This is a genomic window from Bombella sp. ESL0378 (assembly GCF_009725845.1).
Lineage (GTDB): Bacteria > Pseudomonadota > Alphaproteobacteria > Acetobacterales > Acetobacteraceae > Bombella > Bombella pollinis.
Map to the genome: position 1 here is coordinate 1 of NZ_WNIF01000002.1, position 21,518 is coordinate 21,518.

The following is a 21,518-nucleotide window of genomic DNA, read 5'->3' on the forward strand; positions in this document are numbered from 1 at the left end:
GTCAGGCTCTGGCCTGTCGTGTCGCTAGTGCCATTAATGCGAAGGATGGAGCCTTTCGCCATGCTCACATCACCTGCGACATTCAGGGTAGAAGGCGTGTTAGAGCCAACCGTCCCAGGTGCAATAATCGCCCCGCTGTTTACTGTGGTGCTGCCAACAGTGCCCACACCACGCAGGGTGGCACCATCCCCAACGGTTACAGGGCTGGAGCTGTTAGTGCCATTAACGACCAGCATCGTGCCTTGATTCTGAAGTAACGTTGGCCCTGTATAGCTGTTATTGCCTGTCAGGGTTTTTGTCCCATTTCGGATCTCCAAGCCGCCATCGCCGCTCATGGTGCCATCATAGCTGCCTTGAGCATTGGAGAGGATAAGGTTCTTTGACCCAAGGGTAACATCACCCTTACCAGATACATCCTGAACGATTGCATGGTCATTGGCAGTCTGGCTAATGTCAAACTTAGCATCTTTTGCTACGGCAACGCCGCTGGAGGCGGCAATATTGCCTTGGCCAGCAAGGGCGAGGGTACCCTCATTTACATTAGTGGAGCCTGTATAGCTGTTATTGCCTGTTAGGGTCTGCGTGCCGCTCCCTGTTTTAATAAGAGAGCCACCATCGCCATTGATAGAGGCGGAAAGCTCATCATTTTTACCAAGCGCACCGACTGTTAGCGTTTTGTTGCCGAGCGTGACTACACCATTACCAGAGAGAGAGCCGATGGATGCGCCATGACTCGTTTTAGAGATGTCAATTGTAGCATGATAATCATTATAGACACTATTGTCAGTATTCTGAACGGTTGCTCCCTCGGCCGTGGCCTGACCTGTGAAGGTGAGATGACCAGAATTGGCGATGGTAGAGTGTGCAGCGGTACTAGAGTCGTTGAAGGTCAGGTTGGTGTAGGTTGCGCTCTTGATGTTCGCGGTATCGGCCGTGCTTTGGTTGTTGAAGTTAAGAAAGGACTCATCAAAGATATTAACGTCACGGTTACCCATAGAGGCAGAATGGTCTTGCCCGCCATTCATATTGACAGTCGCCTTAGCCGTTATGGTGAGGTCGCCACCTTTTTGTGTCTCGCTAGAGGTCCCAAAGGGGGTTTTATCATTGGCATTAACCACAACATTGGGGCCAGTATGGGTACCTTGGACGGTCGTATTGCCCATATAGGTATTGTCAGCCGTAAGGTTGAGGATGGGCTGCGTTCCACTTAAAGGAGCATTGGCATTTTGCAGGGCGGCTTTTCGCTCGTCACTATCGGCTGTACTCTCAATTGTTACATTCGCTCCGCTAGGGCCGATAATGGTGCCATTATTAGTGTATTCATGGCCATAGAGGTCGATATTAGCCCCATAATGGCCGAGAATGGTTGTGCGATTGGTTGTTAGGTCGCTGCCAATACGCAACGTGCCACCGCTAATGCCAAGGGCATTATTTTTGTCCCCCAAATTAGCATCAGAGGTAATCTCTAACGCACCATTAGTGATGACGGTACCGCCATGATAGCTGTTCGTACCATCTAAAATAAGTGTCCCTGTATCTGTTTTTACAAGGGTTGTGGGATTGTTAGGGTCATCTTTTATGGGTGTTTTAATGATGGCGAGGTTGGTATCACCGTAAACTGAGCCATCTCCCACACGGATTGTAGAGACAAGGCCGGATTTATTAACGAGGACACCATTATTTTGCTCATAATTTTTGATGCCCTCCTCCGTCATAGAGCCAGAGGGGCCGGTATTGTCGCTGATGTAGAAATAAGGGTTGAGCTTGTTAGGTTGCTCTGGGTGGTCTTGGTCCGTATAGCGGTTGCCATAGAGTGTAATGGAGCTGTTGCCATCACTAGGGATGACGGAATAGGAGGATGGGCGGGCATTTTGGCTAAACTGCATGCCCGTTACATCAACATTGCCGCTTACGGTTACGTTATAGGCATTTTTGCCATTTTGTTGGACAGCATCGTCAGAAGGCTGGCTAAAGATAGCAAATTGTTTGCCTTGCCATGCGCTGGCTTTATCACCGCTGGCTGTGGTCCAATTGGTGGAGTTATTGGCCCCTTGTGACCATGTGCCATCACCGGCTGTGATGTGGCCATTGGCGGTGGTTTGGGTGCCGTTCCAGAACGTGAGATTATCCCCGGCATTGGCCGTGACAAGATTTACTTGGTGAGTGCCAGTCTGAAGAAAGCTTGTATTGGCTTTGTCTACAGTGCCATTGGTTTGATACACTGTAAGGATGGGGTTGTTATAGGTCAGCCCCGTCTCATACCGATAAAGCGTTTGGATACCAGAGCCTTGTTGAGAGGAGAGGTCAACCGCTTGGACCTGACCACCAAGGGCAAGATTGCCCGTAACATTGATGGAGTTATCGGAGAGTTTGCTAGAGCCATTATCTTGAAGGTTCAGGAAGGAGGATGTCCCCTGAACATTAAGGTCGCCTTTAACAGTGAGTTGTTGACGTGGCGCATAGGAAGAAAGGGTCTGTACGGTGCCACTGGGAGCCGTGGCAGAGGAGCCGATACTACCCCCTTGCTCGATTGTGACTATGTTGCCGACACTGCCTGTACCATAGAGCGACCCACCATTATGGACAGTGATGTTGTTTGTACTATCGACAGAGCCGCTCACACCAAGTGCCCCGTTCTGATTAACATCAAGCTGTTTTACCCCGCTGATAGAGCCAGCAACACTAAGTGTCCCGCTGACATCAATATGGGAGGGGTTTTGGAGGAAACTCCCTTGCGCCATCATCACCGTTCCGCCATTTTCGATTGTGACGTGTGGCGTGCTGTTGACCGTACCGTATATATTTAGTGAGGCTTTCTTTTTGACGGTCGTATCACCTGTGTAATCAAAGGTATGAGTAGCGTAAAAGTCTACAATGGGGGCGTCAGCAATGAAGTTTGTCTTGCCTGTGATTGTGCCTCCAAAGCCTTCTTTTTGCCCCGCAACATGAATAGTCCCACCATTACTTTGGTAGGTTGCTCCATTCGTATCTTCCGGGCCAGCAGAGGTAATGTTGAGTGTATTGCTGCCGAGATTAATAACAGCCCCATTATTGCCCCATATGACAGACTTAACATCAACAGGTTGTGAGGCTTGGGAAATATCAAAGGTCGAATTACCAGAGACATTCTGGTTATTGAGTTGGATGCGGGTGTTAGCAAGGTTGGCATTGCCGCTTAGGGCAAGGGTAGCCCCATTATTGATGCTGGTATCACCCGTATAATTTTGTGCGCTGGTGAGGGTTTTTGTTCCAGCATTAATGGTTAAGCCGCCAGTGCCGCTGATAACACCGTCATAGCTGCCCTGTGCCTTGGAGAGGTTAAGGGTGTTCGCCCCCAAATTGGTGTTACCTTGGCCGGACATATCTTGAATGTTGACATCAGCAGTCGCTTTGCTGAGGTCGAATTGGGCATCCTTTGCTATGGCAATGCCACTGGATTGGGCAATGCTGCCTGTACCAGAGAGAGCCAATGTCCCTTGGTTAATGCTGGTTGCCCCTGTGTATGTGTTCGTAGCGGATAGAATCGTAGTTCCTGCACCGTTTTGGATGACAGAGAGCGGTGCATTGGTATTGCTATCGGCAAGGGTGTCGGTAATGGTGTTGCTTGTATTCGCCGCAGGAGAAAATGTTTTGGTTGTACCATTCGCATAGGCTGGCGCACTGATGATAGAAAAGGATGAAACGCTCGCTAAAAGTAAAGCAACCCGTGCAGATACTTTTACAAAAGAGGTATTACCCCCCTTGTGCTTTGGTAAAGCCTGTGGATTAGCCTGCACAAAAGTATTCATAGTACCATGTGAAGAAACGTGGTTGGTCACTGCGATTATACCTTTTTAGGGTGTTTTATCCTGTAGGACGATGCGCCTATATCTTAAAAAGATTGACGATTTCTTAACGAAAAATGAAAAGGTTCACAAGTTCTAGTTTGAGCTCCAAACCAAAGGAGTTTGTTGTACAAGGCTATTTTGTTTTTTCTTCCTCATGATAAAGTGAAAGTATGTTTATTGCGTCATTAGGATAATGGTTAATAAGGATCTTTAACGGTTTTTATTAAGAATAAGGTCCATATGGCCTAAAAATTAGCCATTGTATTGTAAGGGACAATAGAAGGCTTACACGACCTTAAAAGACTTGTTAATTGAAGGGCATAGCTATGGCTTTATTTTTTGTGACGCTATATGGAGCTGATGTTATATGAGGTGATAACAGTGACTTTATACATATAATATCCTATGTAATTGGGCATTATAAGGAGCAGGTGACTATTAGTATAAGTCTTGGACAAAAATAAGACAAAAATCTCTATCTATATAAATAATAGGCAAGGCCAATACCTCGTTTGAATATAGTGTATGCCATACCATTATAGCCCATTAACGGCCACACGGTAACGCCGCTTACAGCCAGTAGGGTAGGGTAAGATTGTGAGGAAAGATGCAGCCTTTATCCCGTTTGGGGAGGGTAAAATTGGCGTCCCGTACGGGATTCGAACCCGTGTTGCCGCCGTGAAAGGGCGGTGTCCTAGGCCTCTAGACGAACGGGACTAAAGGCGTGAGGGGTTAATAGGCAGGATGGGGCGTGACGTCAAGCCAATGCGGCGTCAAAAATGAAAAAAGTAAGATTTTCTCGCTCTTGCCAACGCTCTAATCGTAATTGCCCAGCAATATGGAGGAGAGGGCGGCTCTTATCCTCTAAGAGGGGGGCAAAACGCTTTTCCCCAGCGCGAAAAAGCAACCCTTTAAGGCGGTTACGGCCATCGCTATCTTGGAGAATCACCCGTAACGTATTGCCATCTTGGCCGATGCGGTCGGCCTTAACACAGCGTACATTGCGGAGGGCTAAAAGGGGTTCTTCATTTCCCGGTCCAAAAGGGGCTAGTTGGGCAATGGTCTGGGCGAGCGTAGCTGTTGCCCCTTGAATATTCACCACACCATCCAAGAGCAAATCATCTTGCGGGGGGAGAGTGCGTGCCTCACTGAGCATATCGTCTAGGAAGGTGTGAAAAGCGGGGCATTGTTCCTCAGTAAGGGAGAAACCAGCCGCCATAGCATGGCCCCCACCGGTTAAGAGCAACCCGGATTGTTGGGCCTGAATAATGGCTGCCCCCATATCCAACCCTGTGACGGAGCGGGCAGAGCCTTTCACTATCCCTTCCTGCAAGGCTCCGACAAGGGCAGGGCGGTTAAAGCGTTCTTTCAACCGGCCTGCGACAATGCCTACCACACCGGGATGCCAATCTGCCCCGTGGAGGAAGATAACCGCACGGCCAGCCTCGAGCTGCGTTTGGGCTTGCTCTATAGCTGCATCAAGAATATGGCTCTCAACGGTTTGTCTTTTGCGGTTGATTTCATCTAGGGCTTCGGCAATGGGGCGGGCATCGTCTTCAGTCGGGCTGAGGAGGAGCCGCAAACCTTGCCCAGCTTTACTAATACGTCCCCCAGCATTAATGCGCGGGCCCAGGGCAAAGCCGCAGCTCATTGCGGTGGCATCGGCCTTTACCCCGGCAATATCAGCCAGTGCGGCTAAGCCGGGGCGTTGACGGCGATTCATGATTTTGAGGCCTTGGGCAACAAGAGCGCGATTAAGCCCCTGTAAGGGCATCACATCACAAATGGTTGCTAAAGCTGTGAGGTCTAGCAGAGCCATAAGGTCAGGCTCTGGATGGTGGTTGAACCACCCTTGCTGGCGGAGTGTGCGTTGGAGGGCTATGATGGTGAGGAACGCAACAGATGTGGCACAAAGCTGCCCAAGGCCGGACTCACAATCAAGACGATTCGGGTTGACGACCAACCCTTTGGGTAAGCGCATACCATCGGGCTTGTGATGGTCTAGTACGATGCGGTCCGCCCTGCTCTCAAAATGGTCGAGTGTTTCAACCGCGGCGGTACCGCAATCCACACATACGAGCAGTGTCGCCCCTTGTTGGAGGAGCCCTTCTAAAGCGGGGATGTTGGGGCCATAGCCTTCGGCAATGCGGTCAGGGATGTGGGTAAAAACCTGGCAGCCTAAAGCAGTGAGTGTGGAGCAGAGCAGGGCCGTCCCACAAGCTCCATCAACATCATAATCCCCTAAGATGCCGATTGTCTCATGGTGTGTCACGGCTGCTGCCAAACGGGCTGCTGTGGCGTCCATATCTTTGAGGCAAGAGGGGTTTGGCAGCGCATCGCGCAAACGGGGTTGGAGGTAAGATTCCACCGTTTCTACCGTGATGCCACGCCCTGCAAGGATGCGTGCTGTAAGCTCGGACATATCCAGCTTCTGGGCAAGGGCGAGGGCCAGCCTGTTATCTGCTTGGGCAAGGAGGGGATGCCGCCATACCCAGCGGCGTAGCCCTGCACTGCGTTGTATATTTAAAACAAGGTCCGGCGTAGTGGGGGGAGTGGTGGTAGAAGGCGAGGTGGCACGCATGAAAGGGGTAAAAGGTCCTTAAGCGAGATGAGGGTCGAAATGGTGATAAGCATCCATATAGCGGATTGTGCCACTCTCTGAGCGCATCATGACGGAATGGGTGCGGATATAATGCGGGTTGGGATATTCCACCCCTTTTAGCAAATCACCAGAGGTCACCCCTGTAGCGCAGAAAAAGACAGGACCAGCCGCCATATCGGCCAAGGTAAGGGCCTGTGTAGGGTCGAGGTCAGCGCGAATCATGCTGCGTGTGCGTGTAATTTGGGCCTCGTTCTCAAAAAGGAGGCGGCCTTGCATTTGGCCATTCAGGCACCGTATTGCCGCGGCGGCTAATACACCTTCCGGTGCGCCACCGCTGCCTGCATAAATATCGACCCCGCTATTGGGCAAACATGTGGCGATGACGGCGGCTACATCACCATCACTGATGAGCCGGACACGCGCCCCGGCTTCGCGTGCTTTGGCCACAAGCTCATTATGGCGTTCCCGCTCTAGCGCACAGAGGGTGAGGTCGCTGACATCGCAGTGTTTGGCGCGTGCTAGATTAGCGAGATTTTGGCCTATAGAGGCATCAATCTCTATCACGCCGTCCGGCAGGCCGGGGCCTACAGCGAGCTTTTGCATATAGATATCTGGCGCGTGGAGGAAGCAGCCTTTTTGGGCGAGGGCTACAACAGTGATGGCATTGGGCAGGCTACGGGCGCAGAGATTGGTTCCCTCCAGCGGGTCCACAGCAATATCCATCTCTGGGCCGCCGCGGCCTACTTTTTCGCCAATATAGAGCATGGGGGCTTCATCCATTTCCCCCTCACCAATGGTCACTGTGCCGCTGATGGCAACAGTATCAAAGGCTGTACGCATTGCTGCAACAGCGGCCGCATCCGCAGCGTTTTTATCGCCACGGCCTGTCCAACGGGCAGAGGCAATGGCAGCGGCCTCGGTCACACGGGCGAGGTCAAGGCCCAGATTCCGCCCTGTTACACGGTACGCATGAGGTGTGATGCTGGAGGGCTGGGAACTCATGGTAAATCCTCCAGCTTGAGGGCGAGTGGTGTGCCGTTGATAAAGGCGACTTCCTCTAAAATGGGGAGGAGGCGGTTAATCTCGGCCAAGCTTGTGGTGCCGGTGAGGAAGATAAGCTGGGCAGCATCACCCTCCATATGGTGATGGCCGCTCTCTACCGGGAGAGCTTCATTCTCTAAAATGGTGCGGACCTCATGCAGGGCCGTAGTAGCATCTGGTACCGCATCTGATGGGGTTTTGAGCGTGATGCGGAGATAGAACCGGCTGGGCAAGTCTTCAATCGGCTCGCACGCGATGGGGGCTTGCTCTGCCATACGGCCCCAGAGAGGGAGGGCATGACCACGGGCGAGGTCGATAATATCGGCCATGACCGCATTTGCTGTAGGGCCTTCTCCCGCCCCTTGGCCGGAGATGGTAATCGGCCCGCTGAAAGGCCCTTCCGTTGTGAGGGCATTATACACGCCATTAACCTGCGCGAGGCCCGATTGTGCGGGGATGAGGCAGGGTTGCACCCATGCTTCTACGCGGTCATCGGCAAGACGGCGGGCAACACCGAGCATTTTGATGGCATAACCCAGCTTACGGGCCTGATGAATATCGCTTGTTGTGATGCGGCGCATCCCGCTGACGGCAAGACTATCAAAGAGAATCGGGCGGAAGGCAATGGCCGTGAGGATGCTTAGCTTATGGGCGGCATCCCAGCCATCAATATCAGCGGAGGGATCAGCCTCAGCATAGCCTTTCTCTTGAGCTTCCTTCAATACATCATCAAAAGCGCGGCCTGTTTCCGCCATCTCGGTGAGGATGAAGTTGCTTGTCCCATTGAGGATGCCGCCTAAGCGTGTGAGGGCATCTGGGGCGACCCCTTCGCGCACCATTTTGATAGCGGGGATGCCCCCTGCCACGGCTGCTTCAAACAAAAGCGGGGCGTCATGTTTATGGCTGAGGCGCGCGAGCGTTTGGGCATGACGAGCCACAAGGGCTTTATTAGCTGTGACGACAGCTTTGCCCGCCTTTAAGGCGGCCTCTACCAAAGCACGGGCCGCGCCATCTGCCCCGCCCATAAGCTCTACCACCACATCAATATCAGGGGCGGCAGCAAGGGCGATAGGGTCATCGTACCATTGCAGGGCGGAGAGGTCGATCCCCCGATCGCGTGTGCGATTGCGGGCACTGACGGCAATAACCTCAATCTGACGGCCTGTACGGCTTTGGAGCAGAGCCGCGTGGGCGCGCAATAGGCGAATGACACCCGTCCCCACTGTCCCAAGGCCTGCAATACCTAACCGAAGTGGCGGAAGGGCGGGAGATGATACAGTGTTGTGAAGGGCAGCAGTCATGTGCAGTGGCTTTCATCAGGGTGAGACAAGCCCCAAAAGGGGCGGGGTTTATGATTTAACGGCGTTATGGTGGTTCATGAATGTTTTAATGGAGCGTGTGGCTTGGCGGAGGCGTTGGTTATTTTCCACCAGCCCGATGCGGACGAATCCATCCCCATGTTCACCAAAGCCTAATCCGGGGGCAACGGCGACTTTTGCTTCCTTCAATAAGAGCTTGGAGAAAGCCACACTGCCCATATGAGCGAAGTGAGGCGGAATGGGTGCCCATGCGAACATCGATCCTTCCGGTGTGGGGACATCCCATCCCGCAGCATGGAGGCCGCGGATAAGAACATCGCGCCTATCTTTATAAAGTAGGCGCATATCTTCCACATAATCTTGCGGGCCATTAAGAGCGGCCGTGGCAGCAACCTGCACAGGGGTAAAAGCCCCATAATCCAGGTAGGATTTAATGCGTGTGAGGGCCTGAATTAAACGCGGGTTGCCCGCTGCAAAGCCAATGCGCCAACCCGCCATGGAGTAGGTCTTGGACATGGAGGTGAACTCCACAGCGATGTCCTTTGCACCCTCAATAGAGAGGATGGAAGGAGGAGGCTCATCACCAAAATAGATTTCCGAATAAGCGAGGTCGGAGAGGACCCAGATATTCTCCTTCCGCGCGAAGGCGACGATCTCTTTATAAAACTCCTTAGAGGCGAGATAGGCTGTCGGATTGGAGGGGAAATTGATGATGAGGGCCGTTGGCTTGGGGACGGAGTGACGAACAGCACGATGGAGCGCACGCAGCATCGTCTCATCAGGTGAGGCAGGGACAGAGCGGACAGAGGCCCCAGCAATGATGAAGCCGAATTGATGGATGGGATAAGAGGGGTTAGGCACCAAGATGGTATCGCCGGGGCTAGTGATGGCTGAGGCGAGGTTCGCTAAGCCTTCTTTAGAGCCGATGGTGGCGATAATCTCCGTCTCTGGGTCCAACTTCACACCAAAGCGGCGGTCATAATAAGCGGCTTGGGCTTTACGTAACCCGGGGATGCCACGGCTGACAGAGTAACCATGCACACGCGGGTTACGCAGTGTCTCGGTTAATTTATCAATAACATGCTGCGGGGGTGGGCTGTCTGGGTTGCCCATGCCGAGATCCACAATATCCTCCCCGGCGGCGCGTGCGGCGGCTTTGGCTTTGTTGACTTCAGCAAAGACATAAGGCGGCAGGCGGCGGATTTTGTGGAATTCTTCAGTCATGACACTCAATCAATCAACAGGCGGGGCAATAGGGCAGGGCCTAAAGCCTCAAAAAACGAACGCCCCATGTTTCATGAGGGCGGGGCGTTCGACAAGGGTTTTTCGCGCAGATGAGGCGATTTTTATTTCACAGGAGTGCGATGACAGCCCGTTAGCGTTGGGCTGTTTGGGTGGGTTTGATGTTTAGCTCGTAAGAGACGCGCACCCCATCGCCGATAGGCTCACCTGTTAGGCGCATATCGTTTGTTGAAACACCCATGAGGGTTAATTGCTGTGCGACTGCCCGAGCGCGTAGGAGGGCGAGGGCAATCTCATTGGCTTGCTCGGTGGGGGAGAGGCCCGCTTGTGCGGTAAGGGTGGTGCCGAAGCCACGGATGACAAGCCGATGATGGCGGCGATGGGCGATAATCTCGTTAAAACGATCGGTTTGATTCTCCACCATATGGTCCGTACCGGATTGAAAACGGATGAGCGTCCCTGCTGGGGTGGTGGTATCAAAATTGGGGATGAGAGAGCGAGCCGCATCCGGCAGTGTGAAGCCGGGGAACAGAATCGGCAGGGGGGGATGCCCGGGGTCTGGCAGATAGGTGGGCATTTTGTGGGAGATGGGTTGATAGATGAGCGTTGAGCCAGAGCTAGAGATTCGTGCAGGAGGAGGCGCGGGTGTGTCCTCCAATGCGGGGGGCTGGTTTGGGCTGTTTAAGGTTGTTGCCCCGCCATGTTGAGTGCGTGGGGGAAGGGGATTGACCATACCAATTGGTAATGCGCCCCCTGCTGCCCCGACATGCTGGGTAAGATTACGGTCTTGCTCTAGCTTGGTCGTAATCATGGCGCGATTTTCTGGGCTAGGAAACTCTGGAATAGTCGTAGGAGTAAAGGCGATATTAGGGGCAGGTGTGTCATAACCCGGTGTAAGAGGGTGCAGTTTTTTAATTTCGCCGCCCATGAGGTCATGTGAGAGGTCGCGTGTCATTTCCACCGGGCCGCGATGTTGGCAGGCTGTGAGGAGGAAAGGCACAGCCAGAATAGAAACGGCTTTGCTGCTATGGCGCATAATGTGGGAGAAGCGGTTAAAAAAACTGGGTGTCATAGTCCGGGCATATCTACGGGGGCAAAGGGACAGGGCCCAAAAAGCCCTAGAGAAATCATGGGGCAGAATATGTATCTCTGCGGTTTGACGCAATTCCTTATCTGCATCTCTTAATGGGGTGAGGCTGGGATGGGGAGAAATAGAGTCCTAATTCTCCCTTAGGAAATAATAAAAAAGCGACCCAGAAGTGCGTTTTTATGGCTTGGCAGAGAGACAAAGCGGGAGCAGGATAGCGCACATGATGACATATGACGAACGCGATACTTATACCGCACCCTCTCGGTCTGCTCTGTCTACCTCTCCTGTAAGGGGGCCGCTCCGTATGGAGGAGGCTGAAAAACCAGCCGAGGAGGAGAAAAAGGCCGCTCCTGCGCCAGAGGTAGAACGCCATCTCTTTGAGCAACGCAAGGTGCTCATCTTTGGGGAGGTGCATGACCGCATGGCCCGTGAGATTACCGGCCGCCTTCTCGCTCTTGCTGGGGAGTCGGATAAGCCGATTGAGGTTTATGTAAACTCTCCCGGTGGCCATGTAGAGAGCGGTGATACCATCCATGACATGATTCGCTTTGTGGATTCTATCGCCCCTGTGACGATGATTGGTACAGGCTGGGTGGCCTCGGCTGGGGCGTTGATTTTTGCCGCAGGTCGGGCAGAGCGGCGTGTATGTCTTCCTAATACCCGGTTCCTTTTACATCAGCCGATGGGCGGTGTGCGGGGGCCGGCGACCGATATTGATATCGAGGCCCGCGAGATCATCAAAATGCGTGAACGCCTCAACCGGCTTTTCGCGCGGGAAACAGGGCAGCCTTACGAGAAAGTGGCCCGTGATACGGACCGCAATTACTGGATGTCGGCGAAGGAGGCGGTTGAATACGGGCTTGTTAACCGCATCATTTCGTCTGCAGCTGATCTTAAAAAAGGTTGAGCCTTAAAGCAAGGAAAGGAAGCCTATCGATGAGTGACGTGAAGAATCTGGCGGATATTTATTCCCATTTGCCCGATAGCCCCTCCGAAAAAACATTGGAGCAGGTGGATTATGATGCCCGCCATTGGAGCAGCCCGGTAAAAGGGCCGCTAAAGCCGGGTACACCGGAGCATAAAAAGGCAATGGCCGATATGTTCCGTGATACGTTTAATCCCTACAAGCCTTCCGTCATTCCTTGGCCGGAGCTGGACCCGGAGACGATGCAGCGCATCACTTCCTTGCCTATCTGGGATATTGCGGTGCAGACAGAGGGTAAGGCCCGCCTGCGTATGGCTGCCTATGCCGAGATGCTGGATGACCCGGATGTGAAAGATGCTATCGCGCGTAATGCGTGGGAGGAGAATCGCCATAAAGAAGTGCTCGCCCGTATGGTCGAGCATTACGGCATTCCGCTAGCCCCGGAAGACCCGTATATCGAGCCACGCGATACGGAATGGGCTTATCTGGTAACGGGCTTCTCTGAATGTTGGGATAGCTTCTTTGCATTTGGGCTGTTCTCTCTTGCTGAGAAGGCGGGCCTGTTCCCGATGGAGCTGATTGAGACATTCGAGCCAGTGATGCAGGAAGAGTGTCGTCATATTCTGCTCTTTGCAAACTGGCTGGCTTATCACCGTGCGGTTATGCCGCTCTGGCGTCGCCCATGGTTTGAGATGCGCGTTATTGGGGTTCTGTTCTTCTTGCTCTATGAGCGTTTGAGCTTGGTGCGTAGCTTTGATGATAATGGCGTGGAGCATACGCAGGATAACAACTTCACCGTTACAGGTGCAAAGAGCATGACGGACAAGCAGGTCGATTTTGTCGATTTGATGGAGTTGTGCTTGCGTGAGAATGAACGCCGCTTTGCCGGGTACGATTCGCGCCTTGTGCGGCCTCAGATGGCACCATTTGCTGCGCGTGTAGCGTTGGGTGGTGTGAAGCTCTGGCGGCGTTTAACAGGCCATAAAGGGGCCTCACAACAGGCTGCTTAAAGGTTACATTCTGTTAGCCTTCGGGCTGATAGTGTGGTGAACAAAGAAGAATCCTGCCTCATAATTAGAATGAGGTGGGATTTTTTGTGTTATGTTAGTGTCTTTGTAATGATTTTCCTCGCAAAGTTGGGAATGGTTGCTCGCTTGGAGGCGGGTAGGCTTTAGCAATGCCGAGGTGAATATGGTTTCTATATCAGGTTATGCAGAATTTTTTATCCCTCCAGATAAGAAGGTGATTGTTTCTTCTGCTGATATTGCGTGGAATGATGCGGCTACGTCGAATCGCAGTACAGGGGGTAGTGCGAATCATTCTGGCCAATTTGATATTGCAGGGGTCGGAGAAGCCTCTTTAGAGGTTTACGAATATTCAAAAGGGGTGTGCAGTTATCGCAATGTTACGCTGCCTAATGGCTGCGAATGTGTGAGTATGTTTAATATCGAGGCGTAAAATAATATTAGAGGTGTGGTCCTATGAAGATACCCTCCATAGGACCAAAGGATTTTAGCTTTTACGTTTTGAGGGAGCGTTATCCAGGGGGAGTTCTTCCCCTGTAAGGTCGGTGTCGTCTTCTTGTTCTCCCGTCATCATATCATCAGCGATGAGACCAGCACTCTGGCGGACGCGTTTTTCAATTTCATCGGCCATTTCAGGATGCTCGCGCAGATACTGCTTGGCATTTTCCCGCCCTTGGCCAATGCGCGTACTATCGTATGAGAACCACGCGCCGGATTTCTCCACCACATTCGCTTTAACGCCGAGATCCAGCAATTCACCCATTTTGCTGACCCCCTCACCATACATGATGTCAAACTCGACCTGACGGAAGGGCGGGGCCATTTTGTTCTTCACCACCTTAACGCGTGTCTGGTTCCCCACCACCTCGTCTTTATCTTTGACCGAGCCGATACGGCGGATATCCAGCCGAACAGAGGCATAGAACTTCAGCGCATTACCGCCTGTTGTGGTCTCTGGGTTGCCGAACATTACCCCAATCTTCATACGGATTTGGTTGAGGAAGATGATGGTGGTGTTAGAGCGGGAGACGGAGCCGGTAAGTTTACGCAGGGCTTGGCTCATCAGGCGGGCATGGAGGCCGACATGGCTATCGCCCATATCGCCTTCTAACTCAGCCTTGGGGACGAGAGCAGCCACAGAATCCACCACAAGGATGTCAATTGCCCCAGAGCGGACCAGCGTGTCGGCAATCTCCAAAGCTTGCTCGCCTGCATCAGGCTGGCTGAGGAGGAGGTTATCAATATCCACACCCAGCTTGCGGGCATAGATGGGGTCAAGCGCATGCTCGGCATCAATAAACGCAGCCGTACCGCCCTTTTTCTGCGCTTCAGCAACGGCATGGAGGGCTAAGGTTGTTTTACCGGAGCTTTCAGGCCCGTAAATCTCAATGATGCGCCCCCGTGGTAGCCCCCCAATCCCAAGGCCAATATCCAAGCCGAGCGAACCGGTGGAGATAACATCCACCTGCTCTTTAGGGCGTTGGCCCAACCGCATGATGGAGCCTTTACCAAAGGAGCGTTCAATTTGGCTGAGTGCGCCCTCTAAGGCTTTGCTTTTTTCGGCGTTTTTACCTGCTGACATGAAGAAGACCTCGTTACTATGCGTCTCACACAGGGAGAGCGTGAATTAGATTTAGCGATGTTGTAGGGTTTGTGCGCTTAACCCTTTACCATTCGTAGCGGCATGGCCTGTGCAGCTTGTGTCTGTGCAGGTAATGCTATTAAGCACACCAGAGCCGCTTGTGGTGGTCGCAACCATGTGGTTTTGGGTGATGTTGCGTAGCCCATCAGCGATAGCTTGGGCTGCATCATTCTGCCCAGAGGCAGCGAGAATCGCCTGTACCTGGTTATGAGGGGCATTGATAAAGGCGGCACTAAGGAGCGGTGTGGGGTAATAACGTGGTGCCCCACCGAGGACAACGCCTGTGCTGCCAGCCAGACGCCCCGTACCGAAGAGGTTATTTTCCGTCAGGACACAGCCAACGCTTAGGCCTTGGCCATCGCGCACCACAAAGGAGGTTGAGGCAGGGAGCGGGGGCAAGCCTGTGGCATCACTTCGCCCAGAGGTAATGAAGCCTCGCGCCTCTTGCACGCTATGCAAACCAGAATGACGCCATGCACTAACGGCATTTTCTGCTGGGACATTACGGCTGAAGGCCACTGCACTGCCTATGCCGCCATCAGCGGGTGGGGCGAGAACATCAATGATATAGCGACCGCTGGAGAGGGTGAGAGCTTTGGTCCATCCGGGTATGGCGTGGCGAAGGTCATCACGCGTGAGGGCCGCTCCCGCTTGGTTAGCTTGTGAGACAAATACGTCAGAGAGCGCACCTGTATAGAGGTCACCAACCCCTACAAGTTTGAGGCGGGAGAGGAAGGAGGTCAGGCGTGGTTGGGTGAGCTGGTCTCCCTCGCTCACAGCCGTGCCGGTGGCATCTTTGCTTAAAAGAGCGCGCATGCCTTCATTGGAAAAGAGCGGTGCTTTGACAGCAGCGATATCGTCCGAAAGGAGACGGCTGACAGTAATGCCCTGCTGGCCAAGGGTAATGGCGGGGTCGATTGTCTCGCCAAACTGGACAGAGCCATAACGTAGATGCAGGAGGAACAACCCGCGTGCAACCATCGGGACAGAGGCCGGGCGATCGCCTGTTGGGCCACTGCCATTAACAGGGACAAAGGTGATGCTCTCGGCCGCTTTGCCGGGGCGGACAACAAGACAAGCCCCACCCCCGCCAAGAGAGGCGCGTGAGGGCAGTGTGACGGAGAGCGCAAAGGCCGTGGCTGTTGCAGCATCGGCAGCATTACCCCCTCGGGCGAGGACATCCCGCCCAATCAGCGCGGCTTGGGGTTCATCAGCGACAACAATACCGCTATTAGGTGCGTTTGTTGGGCCAAAGAGGTGATGTTTAAGGCTCTTACCGCTGGAGCATGCACCAAGCGCACCACCTAAAAGGCTGACAGAGGCCAGTAAGGCACAATGGCGGACCCACCGGCGGGTTGGTCTTTTAGACAGGCAGGAGGATGAGGGTGTCTGGCTGTCATGCTGTGGCACGGTGGCGGCTCTCCAGTATTTTGCGGTCACGTTTAAGTAGGTGGTCATTCAGACTGTGGAAAGCTATGGTGGGCTTCCAGATAAGCCATCATAGCGTTAAAGCGGTCGGCAGGGAAAGAGCAAGCTCTTTTCATGGGAATTGTGATGTTTGGATCGTTTTGTGTAAAAGGGACGGCCTGAGGGCCATATTATTGAAGGTATTGGAAGGCATGAGCATGAAGAATTATGTAGCCGCATGTGCATTAGCGTTATGTATTGGCCTACCTATAGGGGGAGGGTCGCTCTTTCAGCAAGCCCATGCGGCAGAGGGGGATGTTTTTAATCCTCAGCAACGTGCCGCTATTATAGAGATTGTCCGTAATGCCTTAAAGACGGACCCGACTATCCTCTCTGAGGCGATTCAGTCTATCCGCCAACAAGCGACAGCGCAGCAGGATGCCCAAGCAAAAGCGGCTGTACGGACGAATTGGGCGGCTCTTTCCACCGCGCCTTCTTATGCGGTGCGGGGTAATCCACAAGGGCAAGTTACGGTTGTAGAGTTTCTCGACCCTCGTTGTGGCTATTGCCGCCGTATGGCCCCGTTGGTGGACCAATTCCTTACAAAACATCCTGATGTGCGCTTGGTGGAGAAGGTCATCCCTGTATTGGGTGAAGCCAGTATTTTGGAAGCACGGGCGATTTATGCGGCGGCTTTTCAAGGGCAATATGATGCGATGCGCCGCCGTTTGATGGAAGATAATGCTAAGCCAAGCATGGAGCGTATTCGCGATATTGCGAAGGGTTTAAAGCTAGACCTAGCACGGTTTGAGAAAGATATGGCTAACCCGGCTGTTATGGGCCTTCTTGCTACGAATCTAAACCAAGCTCAAACGGTTGGTGTGCAAGGGACGCCGACCTTCCTATTTGGCCAAGCTGCGATTGCCCCCGGTGCGTTGGATATGGCGCAAATGGAGCAGTTCTTGACCCTCGCGCAGAAGGGTTAAGCGTGCCGATGCCTTGTATGTAAGGTGGTGCGGATAGATGAAACCTACCCTTGTTGAACAGATTGCGGCTTATGGTCCGTCTGACCTCACATCGCCGGGACGGTGTCCTCTTATTATGGGGATTGTGAATGTCACGCCGGATTCATTCTCCGATGGGGGGCAGTTTTTCACCCCGGAGGCGGCACTCCAGCAAGCGCGTCTATTACGCGCCCAAGGAGCTGATGTTCTGGACCTTGGGGCGGAATCTACAAGGCCGGGTTTTACCCCTGTGGAGGCGGATGAGGAATGGGGACGTCTAGCCTCTGTCATTCCTCCTTTAGTGGATGAGGGGGCGGTATTGTCTATCGATACCACTAAAGCCTCTGTTGCACGCCGGGTGTTAAAGGCTGGGGCGCAGATGATTAATGATGTGTGGGGGTTGCAGGCGGACCCGGCTATGGCCTCTGTCGTGGCGGAAGGCGGGGCGGTTGTTGCAGTGATGCATAACCGACAAGAGGTTACTCCGCAGTTGGATTTATGGGATGAGTGGCAACGTTTTTTTGACCATTCCCTTACATTGGCTGAGCAAGCGGGTATTGCGCGGGAGAAGATTATGCTGGACCCCGGCATTGGCTTTGGCAAAACAGTAGAGCAAAATCTATGGGCAATACGGCATATGCGCGCATTAGGGGCGTATTATGAGCGGCCTATTCTGCTCGGTGTGTCGCGTAAGTCGCTGTTTGGTAAGCTGCTTGGCCGAGAGGTGGAGGCCCGCTTGCCTGCAACATTGGCCACTCATCTTTATGGGGCCGCAGAGGGGGCTTGTATGGTGCGCGTGCATGATGTTCAAGCGCATAAAGATGCCCTTACAATGGCGGCATTATTGGCTGGGCGCGATGAGGGGGCGGCTTGTGCTATGGTGGGAGAGACAGCGTGATTACTGCTCCTTTATCGCATGTGCGTGTGCATGATCTTTGCCTTTTTGGCCCTCATGGTGTGCATGGGGAGGAGCAACGCCTGGGCCAGCGTTTTTATATCTCAATAGATGTGCAGGCGGATCTTTCTGCTGCGACAAGTGCGGATGATTACGAAAAGGCCGTCTGTTATGGCCAGCTATGCCAGATTGCTGAGGCAGTGTTCCATGATACGACCTATCATTTGATAGAGACATTAGCCGCGCAGATTGGTCATGCTGTGTTGGCGGCTCATGCTGTGGTGGAGCGGGTTTCTGTAACGGTGCGTAAACCGTCTGCCCCTGTACCGCATCCGGTGGAAGATGTCTCTGTGACGGTGGCGCAGCAGCGGGCGCATGATGTGGGTTTTTCTTTAGGGGCGAATTTGGGGGAGCGCGAGGCGGTGTTACGCGCCGCGGTGGAATCGCTCGGCCATTATGAGGGGATGGAGATAGAGGCTGTCTCCTCCTTTTATGATAGTGCCCCGTGGGGGGTGGAGGACCAACCGCCTTTTGTAAATATCGCAGCCCTAGGGCGTACGACCCTGCCCCCGCAAGCGGTATTGCGCTTATGCAAAGAGATTGAGCAGCGTTTAGGCCGCATGCCGGGGCGTCGCTGGGGTGAGCGTGCTGTGGATATTGACCTTCTTTTCTATGGGGAGCGTGTTATCGAGCATCCTGCGCTGAGCGTGCCGCACCCCCATCTGTTTGAGCGCGCTTTTGTGTTAGAACCGCTTGTGGAAATCGCACCAAAGCTTGAGATTGCTGGACGTTCCATCGCGGAGGCGTTAGCAGGGATGGAGCGTATAGCCGGGGATGTAACACGGCGATAATGGGGCTATGTGGTGATGGGGAGTGTTGAATGGCGCGTAAGACGATAAAGGCAGTAACAGAGGCAAAACCCACGCCAGAGGGCGCAGCCGGGGCTATCATTCAGCCAGAGGATGCGTTGGAGCGCATTGCCGGTGGCGTGCGGGAGCTTCTACTCGCTATAGGGGAGGACCCTAGCCGCGAGGGGCTGCGCGATACGCCAGAGCGTGTAGCTAAGATGTATCTGGAGGTTTTCTCCGGCTTGTATGAGGACCCGCGCGACCATCTCAAAAAGCAATTCAGTGCGGATCATCATAGTGGGATGGTGTTGGTGAAGGATATTCGCTTCCATTCCACATGCGAGCATCATCTCTTGCCGGTCATCGGGCGGGCGCATGTGGCGTATCTGCCAGAGGGCGGGCGTTTGACGGGCCTAAGCAAGTTAGCCCGTGTTGTGGAGGGCTATGCACGCCGCCCGCAATTACAAGAACGACTAACGGACCAGATTGTTCAAACCCTTGTGGAGATATTGGAGCCTAAAGCCGTGTTGGTCATGATAGAGGCGGAGCATATGTGCATGAGCCTCCGTGGTGTGCGTAGCCCCGGTGCTACGACCGTCACGACAGGGTCTTACGGCTTATGGGCTGAAGATGCCCAAGCGCGGCAGGAAGTCATGGGGTTGATGCGTGATTGACGTGGTTGTGCGTGCGGGTTTAATCGCGCGTACTGTCATCCGCCCGGTGCCACCAGCATTGCTCTGCGGGGCGGTCCACTAATGGGAGATAGAGGGTCGGCTCGCCATGCAGGCGCACTGTGTTGGTGGGTGTTTCTTTAATCTCTAAACTTGCAGGGGCAAGTAGCCCGCCTTGGGCGGTGAGGAAGGCTTGCAGTTTGCTCATCAGCAGGGCAGCGAGTAGCTCCGTTGTTGGGTCACCCGGTGTAACGACGATTCGCTCTAGGCGTTGGGGTTCATGTGTTGTGAACCATTGTAAGAGCGGGTCGGATGCGGAAAGCTGAAAGCTATGATCCATCCGCTCATCAATAAAGCGATGCCAACGGCCTTTGGCCTCTGCAAAGGGCAGCATCATATTATGGTGCCCATCAAGCCTCTGACCCTGCGGGGCGTTAGGGCCGGGGATGAGCGTGACGGTGACATATTCATTATGCCCATGTGGGATGGCACAACGCTCGCTACAGCCAGAGATAAGCCGATGCCCCATGCAGAAACGCCGGGTAAAAACGAGTTCTGTGCGGGTGATGTCGCTCATAACCCCTCCTGATAGTGCCGCCACCCTTCAGCACGCAAGGCGCAGGCGGGGCAATCCCCACAGCCAAAGCCCCATGGATGCTCATGGGAGCGTTCCCCTTTATAGCAAGAATGGCTCTCATGGCGGATGATGTCCACAAGGCTATCCCCGCCAAGCTCGTGGCAGAGTTGCCATGTCTGCGCTTTATTGATCCACATAAGCGGTGTGTGGAGGACAAAGCGTTGTTCCATGCCGAGATTAAGGGCGACTTGCAGGGCTTTGATGGTATCATCGCGGCAATCAGGATAGCCGGAATAATCCGTCTCACACACGCCGGTGACAATATGGCGGAGGCTACGGCGAAAGGCTAAGGCTGCCGCAAAGGTGAGGAAGATGAGATTGCGCCCCGGCACAAAGGTGTTGGGCAGGCCATTCTCCCCCATGCTGATTTCAGCATCACGGGTGAGGGCTGTGTCGGAGAGGGCACCAAGGCTGGCGAGGTCAATCATATGGTCCTCCCCCAGCTTTTTTGCCCAAAGAGGGTTCTGCTTTGTTAGGCCGTGGCGAAGAGTATTGCGGCATTCCAGCTCGATGGCGTGGCGTTGGCCATAGGCAAAGCCGACCGTCTCGACATGCTCAAAATGCTGCAACGCCCATGCGAGGCATGTTGCAGAATCCTGCCCGCCGGAGAACAGGACAAGCGCACGGCGATTCTGCGCGGCTTGATGGCTGGCGGAAAGGGGAGCATTGGGCATAATTAGGCAATCCCGATGAGTTTATGAGTTTGCAGGCTAAGACGCCATTGCGGATGCGCTTGGCAATACTGCACAGCGTGCCTTGTGTTAGCGATGCGCTCTGGCCCATCCATAGGTTGGAGCCAGAAATGTTGGAAGGCTAGCCCCGCGAATTGCTCTGGTGTGAGGCTTGGTTGGGGATAGACGAGTTTAAGCTCATGACCATGGGTTTGTACGAGCGACTGGCCCGGTTTGGGGCTAACGCATATCCAATCAAGCCCCGCAGGGGCGAGGAGTGTTCCATTAGTTTCTACTGCGAGGGTAAAGCCGCGGGCCTTTGTGGCTTTGATGAGGGTATCATCGAGCTGAAGCAAAGGCTCCCCCCCTGTAAAGACGACATAGCGATGCGCTGCGTTATCTGTATGGGCGCGCCAGCATGATTCTAGGGCCTCTGCAAGGGAATCGGCATGTGCAAAACGGCCTCCACCGGGGCCATTCGTGCCGATAAAATCCGTATCGCAGAAGTTGCATTGGGCTTTATGGCGGTCCTCCTCCCGGCCAGACCAGAGGTTACAGCCTGCAAACCGGCAGAAGATAGCCGCACGGCCCGCATGGGCTCCCTCGCCTTGCAATGTAGCGAATAATTCCTTGATGATATAAGCCATGGGCAGAGATGTCGGGCAGCAGCGC

General features: G+C 53.8%; 18 protein-coding genes and 1 tRNA gene. 7 read left to right on the top strand and 12 right to left on the bottom strand.

What is annotated here, in order from left to right; all coding sequences use genetic code 11:
* The 7 genes from GM556_RS00310 to GM556_RS00340 form a co-directional block, all read right to left on the bottom strand.
* Positions 1–3,788, bottom strand: a 3,788-nt coding sequence (locus GM556_RS00310) for an autotransporter-associated beta strand repeat-containing protein (protein WP_155578926.1), incomplete at its 3' end; no start/stop codon positions are given.
* 680 nt (positions 3,789–4,468) lie between these two features.
* Positions 4,469–4,544, bottom strand: a tRNA-Glu gene (locus GM556_RS00315).
* Positions 4,545–4,584: 40 nt separating this feature from the next.
* Positions 4,585–6,408: a single-stranded-DNA-specific exonuclease RecJ gene (gene recJ, locus GM556_RS00320; protein WP_155578927.1), complete on the bottom strand. Its 1,824-nt coding sequence runs from the start codon at positions 6,406–6,408 to the stop codon at positions 4,585–4,587.
* An 18-nt stretch (positions 6,409–6,426) separates the two neighbouring features.
* Positions 6,427–7,431, bottom strand: a complete 1,005-nt coding sequence (gene glpX, locus GM556_RS00325) for a class II fructose-bisphosphatase (RefSeq protein ID WP_155572611.1) — start codon at positions 7,429–7,431, stop codon at positions 6,427–6,429.
* Entirely contained in the window at positions 7,428–8,771 is a 1,344-nt protein-coding gene (locus tag GM556_RS00330) for a homoserine dehydrogenase (protein ID WP_155578928.1), read from the bottom strand. The genes glpX and GM556_RS00330 overlap by 4 nt, the downstream gene beginning before the upstream one ends.
* Before the next feature lie 48 nt (positions 8,772–8,819).
* The gene (locus GM556_RS00335; RefSeq protein ID WP_155572613.1) at positions 8,820–10,013 is read right to left on the bottom strand and encodes an LL-diaminopimelate aminotransferase; all 1,194 of its coding nucleotides are present in this window, start codon (positions 10,011–10,013) and stop codon (positions 8,820–8,822) included.
* A 151-nt stretch (positions 10,014–10,164) separates the two neighbouring features.
* The gene (locus GM556_RS00340) at positions 10,165–11,103 is read right to left on the bottom strand and encodes a hypothetical protein (protein ID WP_155578929.1); all 939 of its coding nucleotides are present in this window, start codon (positions 11,101–11,103) and stop codon (positions 10,165–10,167) included.
* A 322-nt stretch (positions 11,104–11,425) separates the two neighbouring features.
* On the opposite strand from GM556_RS00340, the gene GM556_RS00345 reads away from it, so the two are divergent.
* The 3 genes from GM556_RS00345 to GM556_RS00355 all read left to right on the top strand — a co-directional run bounded on the left by GM556_RS00345 (position 11,426) and on the right by GM556_RS00355 (position 13,504).
* Entirely contained in the window at positions 11,426–12,028 is a 603-nt protein-coding gene (locus GM556_RS00345) for an ATP-dependent Clp protease proteolytic subunit (RefSeq protein WP_155573432.1), read from the top strand.
* A gap of 38 nt (positions 12,029–12,066) precedes the next feature.
* A complete protein-coding gene (locus GM556_RS00350; protein WP_370513440.1) occupies positions 12,067–13,056 on the top strand; it encodes a ferritin-like domain-containing protein in 990 nt (329 codons plus the stop codon).
* Between the two features lie 181 nt (positions 13,057–13,237).
* A complete protein-coding gene (locus GM556_RS00355; RefSeq protein ID WP_155572616.1) occupies positions 13,238–13,504 on the top strand; it encodes a hypothetical protein in 267 nt (88 codons plus the stop codon).
* 54 nt (positions 13,505–13,558) lie between these two features.
* On the opposite strand, the gene recA is transcribed toward GM556_RS00355, so the two are convergent.
* Positions 13,559–14,653: a recombinase RecA gene (gene recA / locus GM556_RS00360; protein WP_155572617.1), complete on the bottom strand. Its 1,095-nt coding sequence runs from the start codon at positions 14,651–14,653 to the stop codon at positions 13,559–13,561.
* Between the two features lie 51 nt (positions 14,654–14,704).
* Positions 14,705–16,123: a gamma-glutamyltransferase gene (locus GM556_RS00365; RefSeq protein ID WP_370513555.1), complete on the bottom strand. Its 1,419-nt coding sequence runs from the start codon at positions 16,121–16,123 to the stop codon at positions 14,705–14,707.
* Positions 16,124–16,332: 209 nt separating this feature from the next.
* Here GM556_RS00365 and GM556_RS00370 point away from each other — a divergent pair, with 209 nt between their 5' ends.
* The 4 genes from GM556_RS00370 to folE are packed head-to-tail and all read left to right on the top strand — an operon-like array spanning position 16,333 to position 19,541.
* Positions 16,333–17,106, top strand: coding sequence for a DsbA family protein (locus GM556_RS00370; protein ID WP_230873220.1), 774 nt, complete (start codon positions 16,333–16,335; stop codon positions 17,104–17,106).
* Positions 17,107–17,143: 37 nt separating this feature from the next.
* Positions 17,144–18,022: a dihydropteroate synthase gene (gene folP, locus GM556_RS00375; RefSeq protein ID WP_155578931.1), complete on the top strand. Its 879-nt coding sequence runs from the start codon at positions 17,144–17,146 to the stop codon at positions 18,020–18,022.
* Positions 18,019–18,870, top strand: coding sequence for a 2-amino-4-hydroxy-6-hydroxymethyldihydropteridine diphosphokinase (folK, locus tag GM556_RS00380; protein WP_370513556.1), 852 nt, complete (start codon positions 18,019–18,021; stop codon positions 18,868–18,870). Before folP ends, folK begins: the two co-directional genes overlap by 4 nt.
* Positions 18,871–18,899: 29 nt before the next feature.
* Entirely contained in the window at positions 18,900–19,541 is a 642-nt protein-coding gene (folE, locus tag GM556_RS00385; RefSeq protein ID WP_155578933.1) for a GTP cyclohydrolase I FolE, read from the top strand.
* Between the two features lie 19 nt (positions 19,542–19,560).
* Here folE and GM556_RS00390 read toward each other — a convergent pair whose 3' ends face one another.
* The 3 genes from GM556_RS00390 to queE are packed head-to-tail and all read right to left on the bottom strand — an operon-like array spanning position 19,561 to position 21,493.
* On the bottom strand, positions 19,561–20,115 hold the full coding sequence (locus tag GM556_RS00390) for a 6-carboxytetrahydropterin synthase (protein ID WP_155578934.1): 555 nt from the start codon (positions 20,113–20,115) through the stop codon (positions 19,561–19,563).
* Positions 20,112–20,849 (bottom strand): 7-cyano-7-deazaguanine synthase QueC, encoded by a 738-nt coding sequence (queC, locus tag GM556_RS00395; RefSeq protein ID WP_155578935.1) that lies wholly within the window; start codon positions 20,847–20,849, stop codon positions 20,112–20,114. The genes GM556_RS00390 and queC overlap by 4 nt, the downstream gene beginning before the upstream one ends.
* A gap of 2 nt (positions 20,850–20,851) precedes the next feature.
* A complete protein-coding gene (queE, locus tag GM556_RS00400; RefSeq protein ID WP_196424742.1) occupies positions 20,852–21,493 on the bottom strand; it encodes a 7-carboxy-7-deazaguanine synthase in 642 nt (213 codons plus the stop codon).
* Positions 21,494–21,518: the final 25 nt, after the last annotated feature.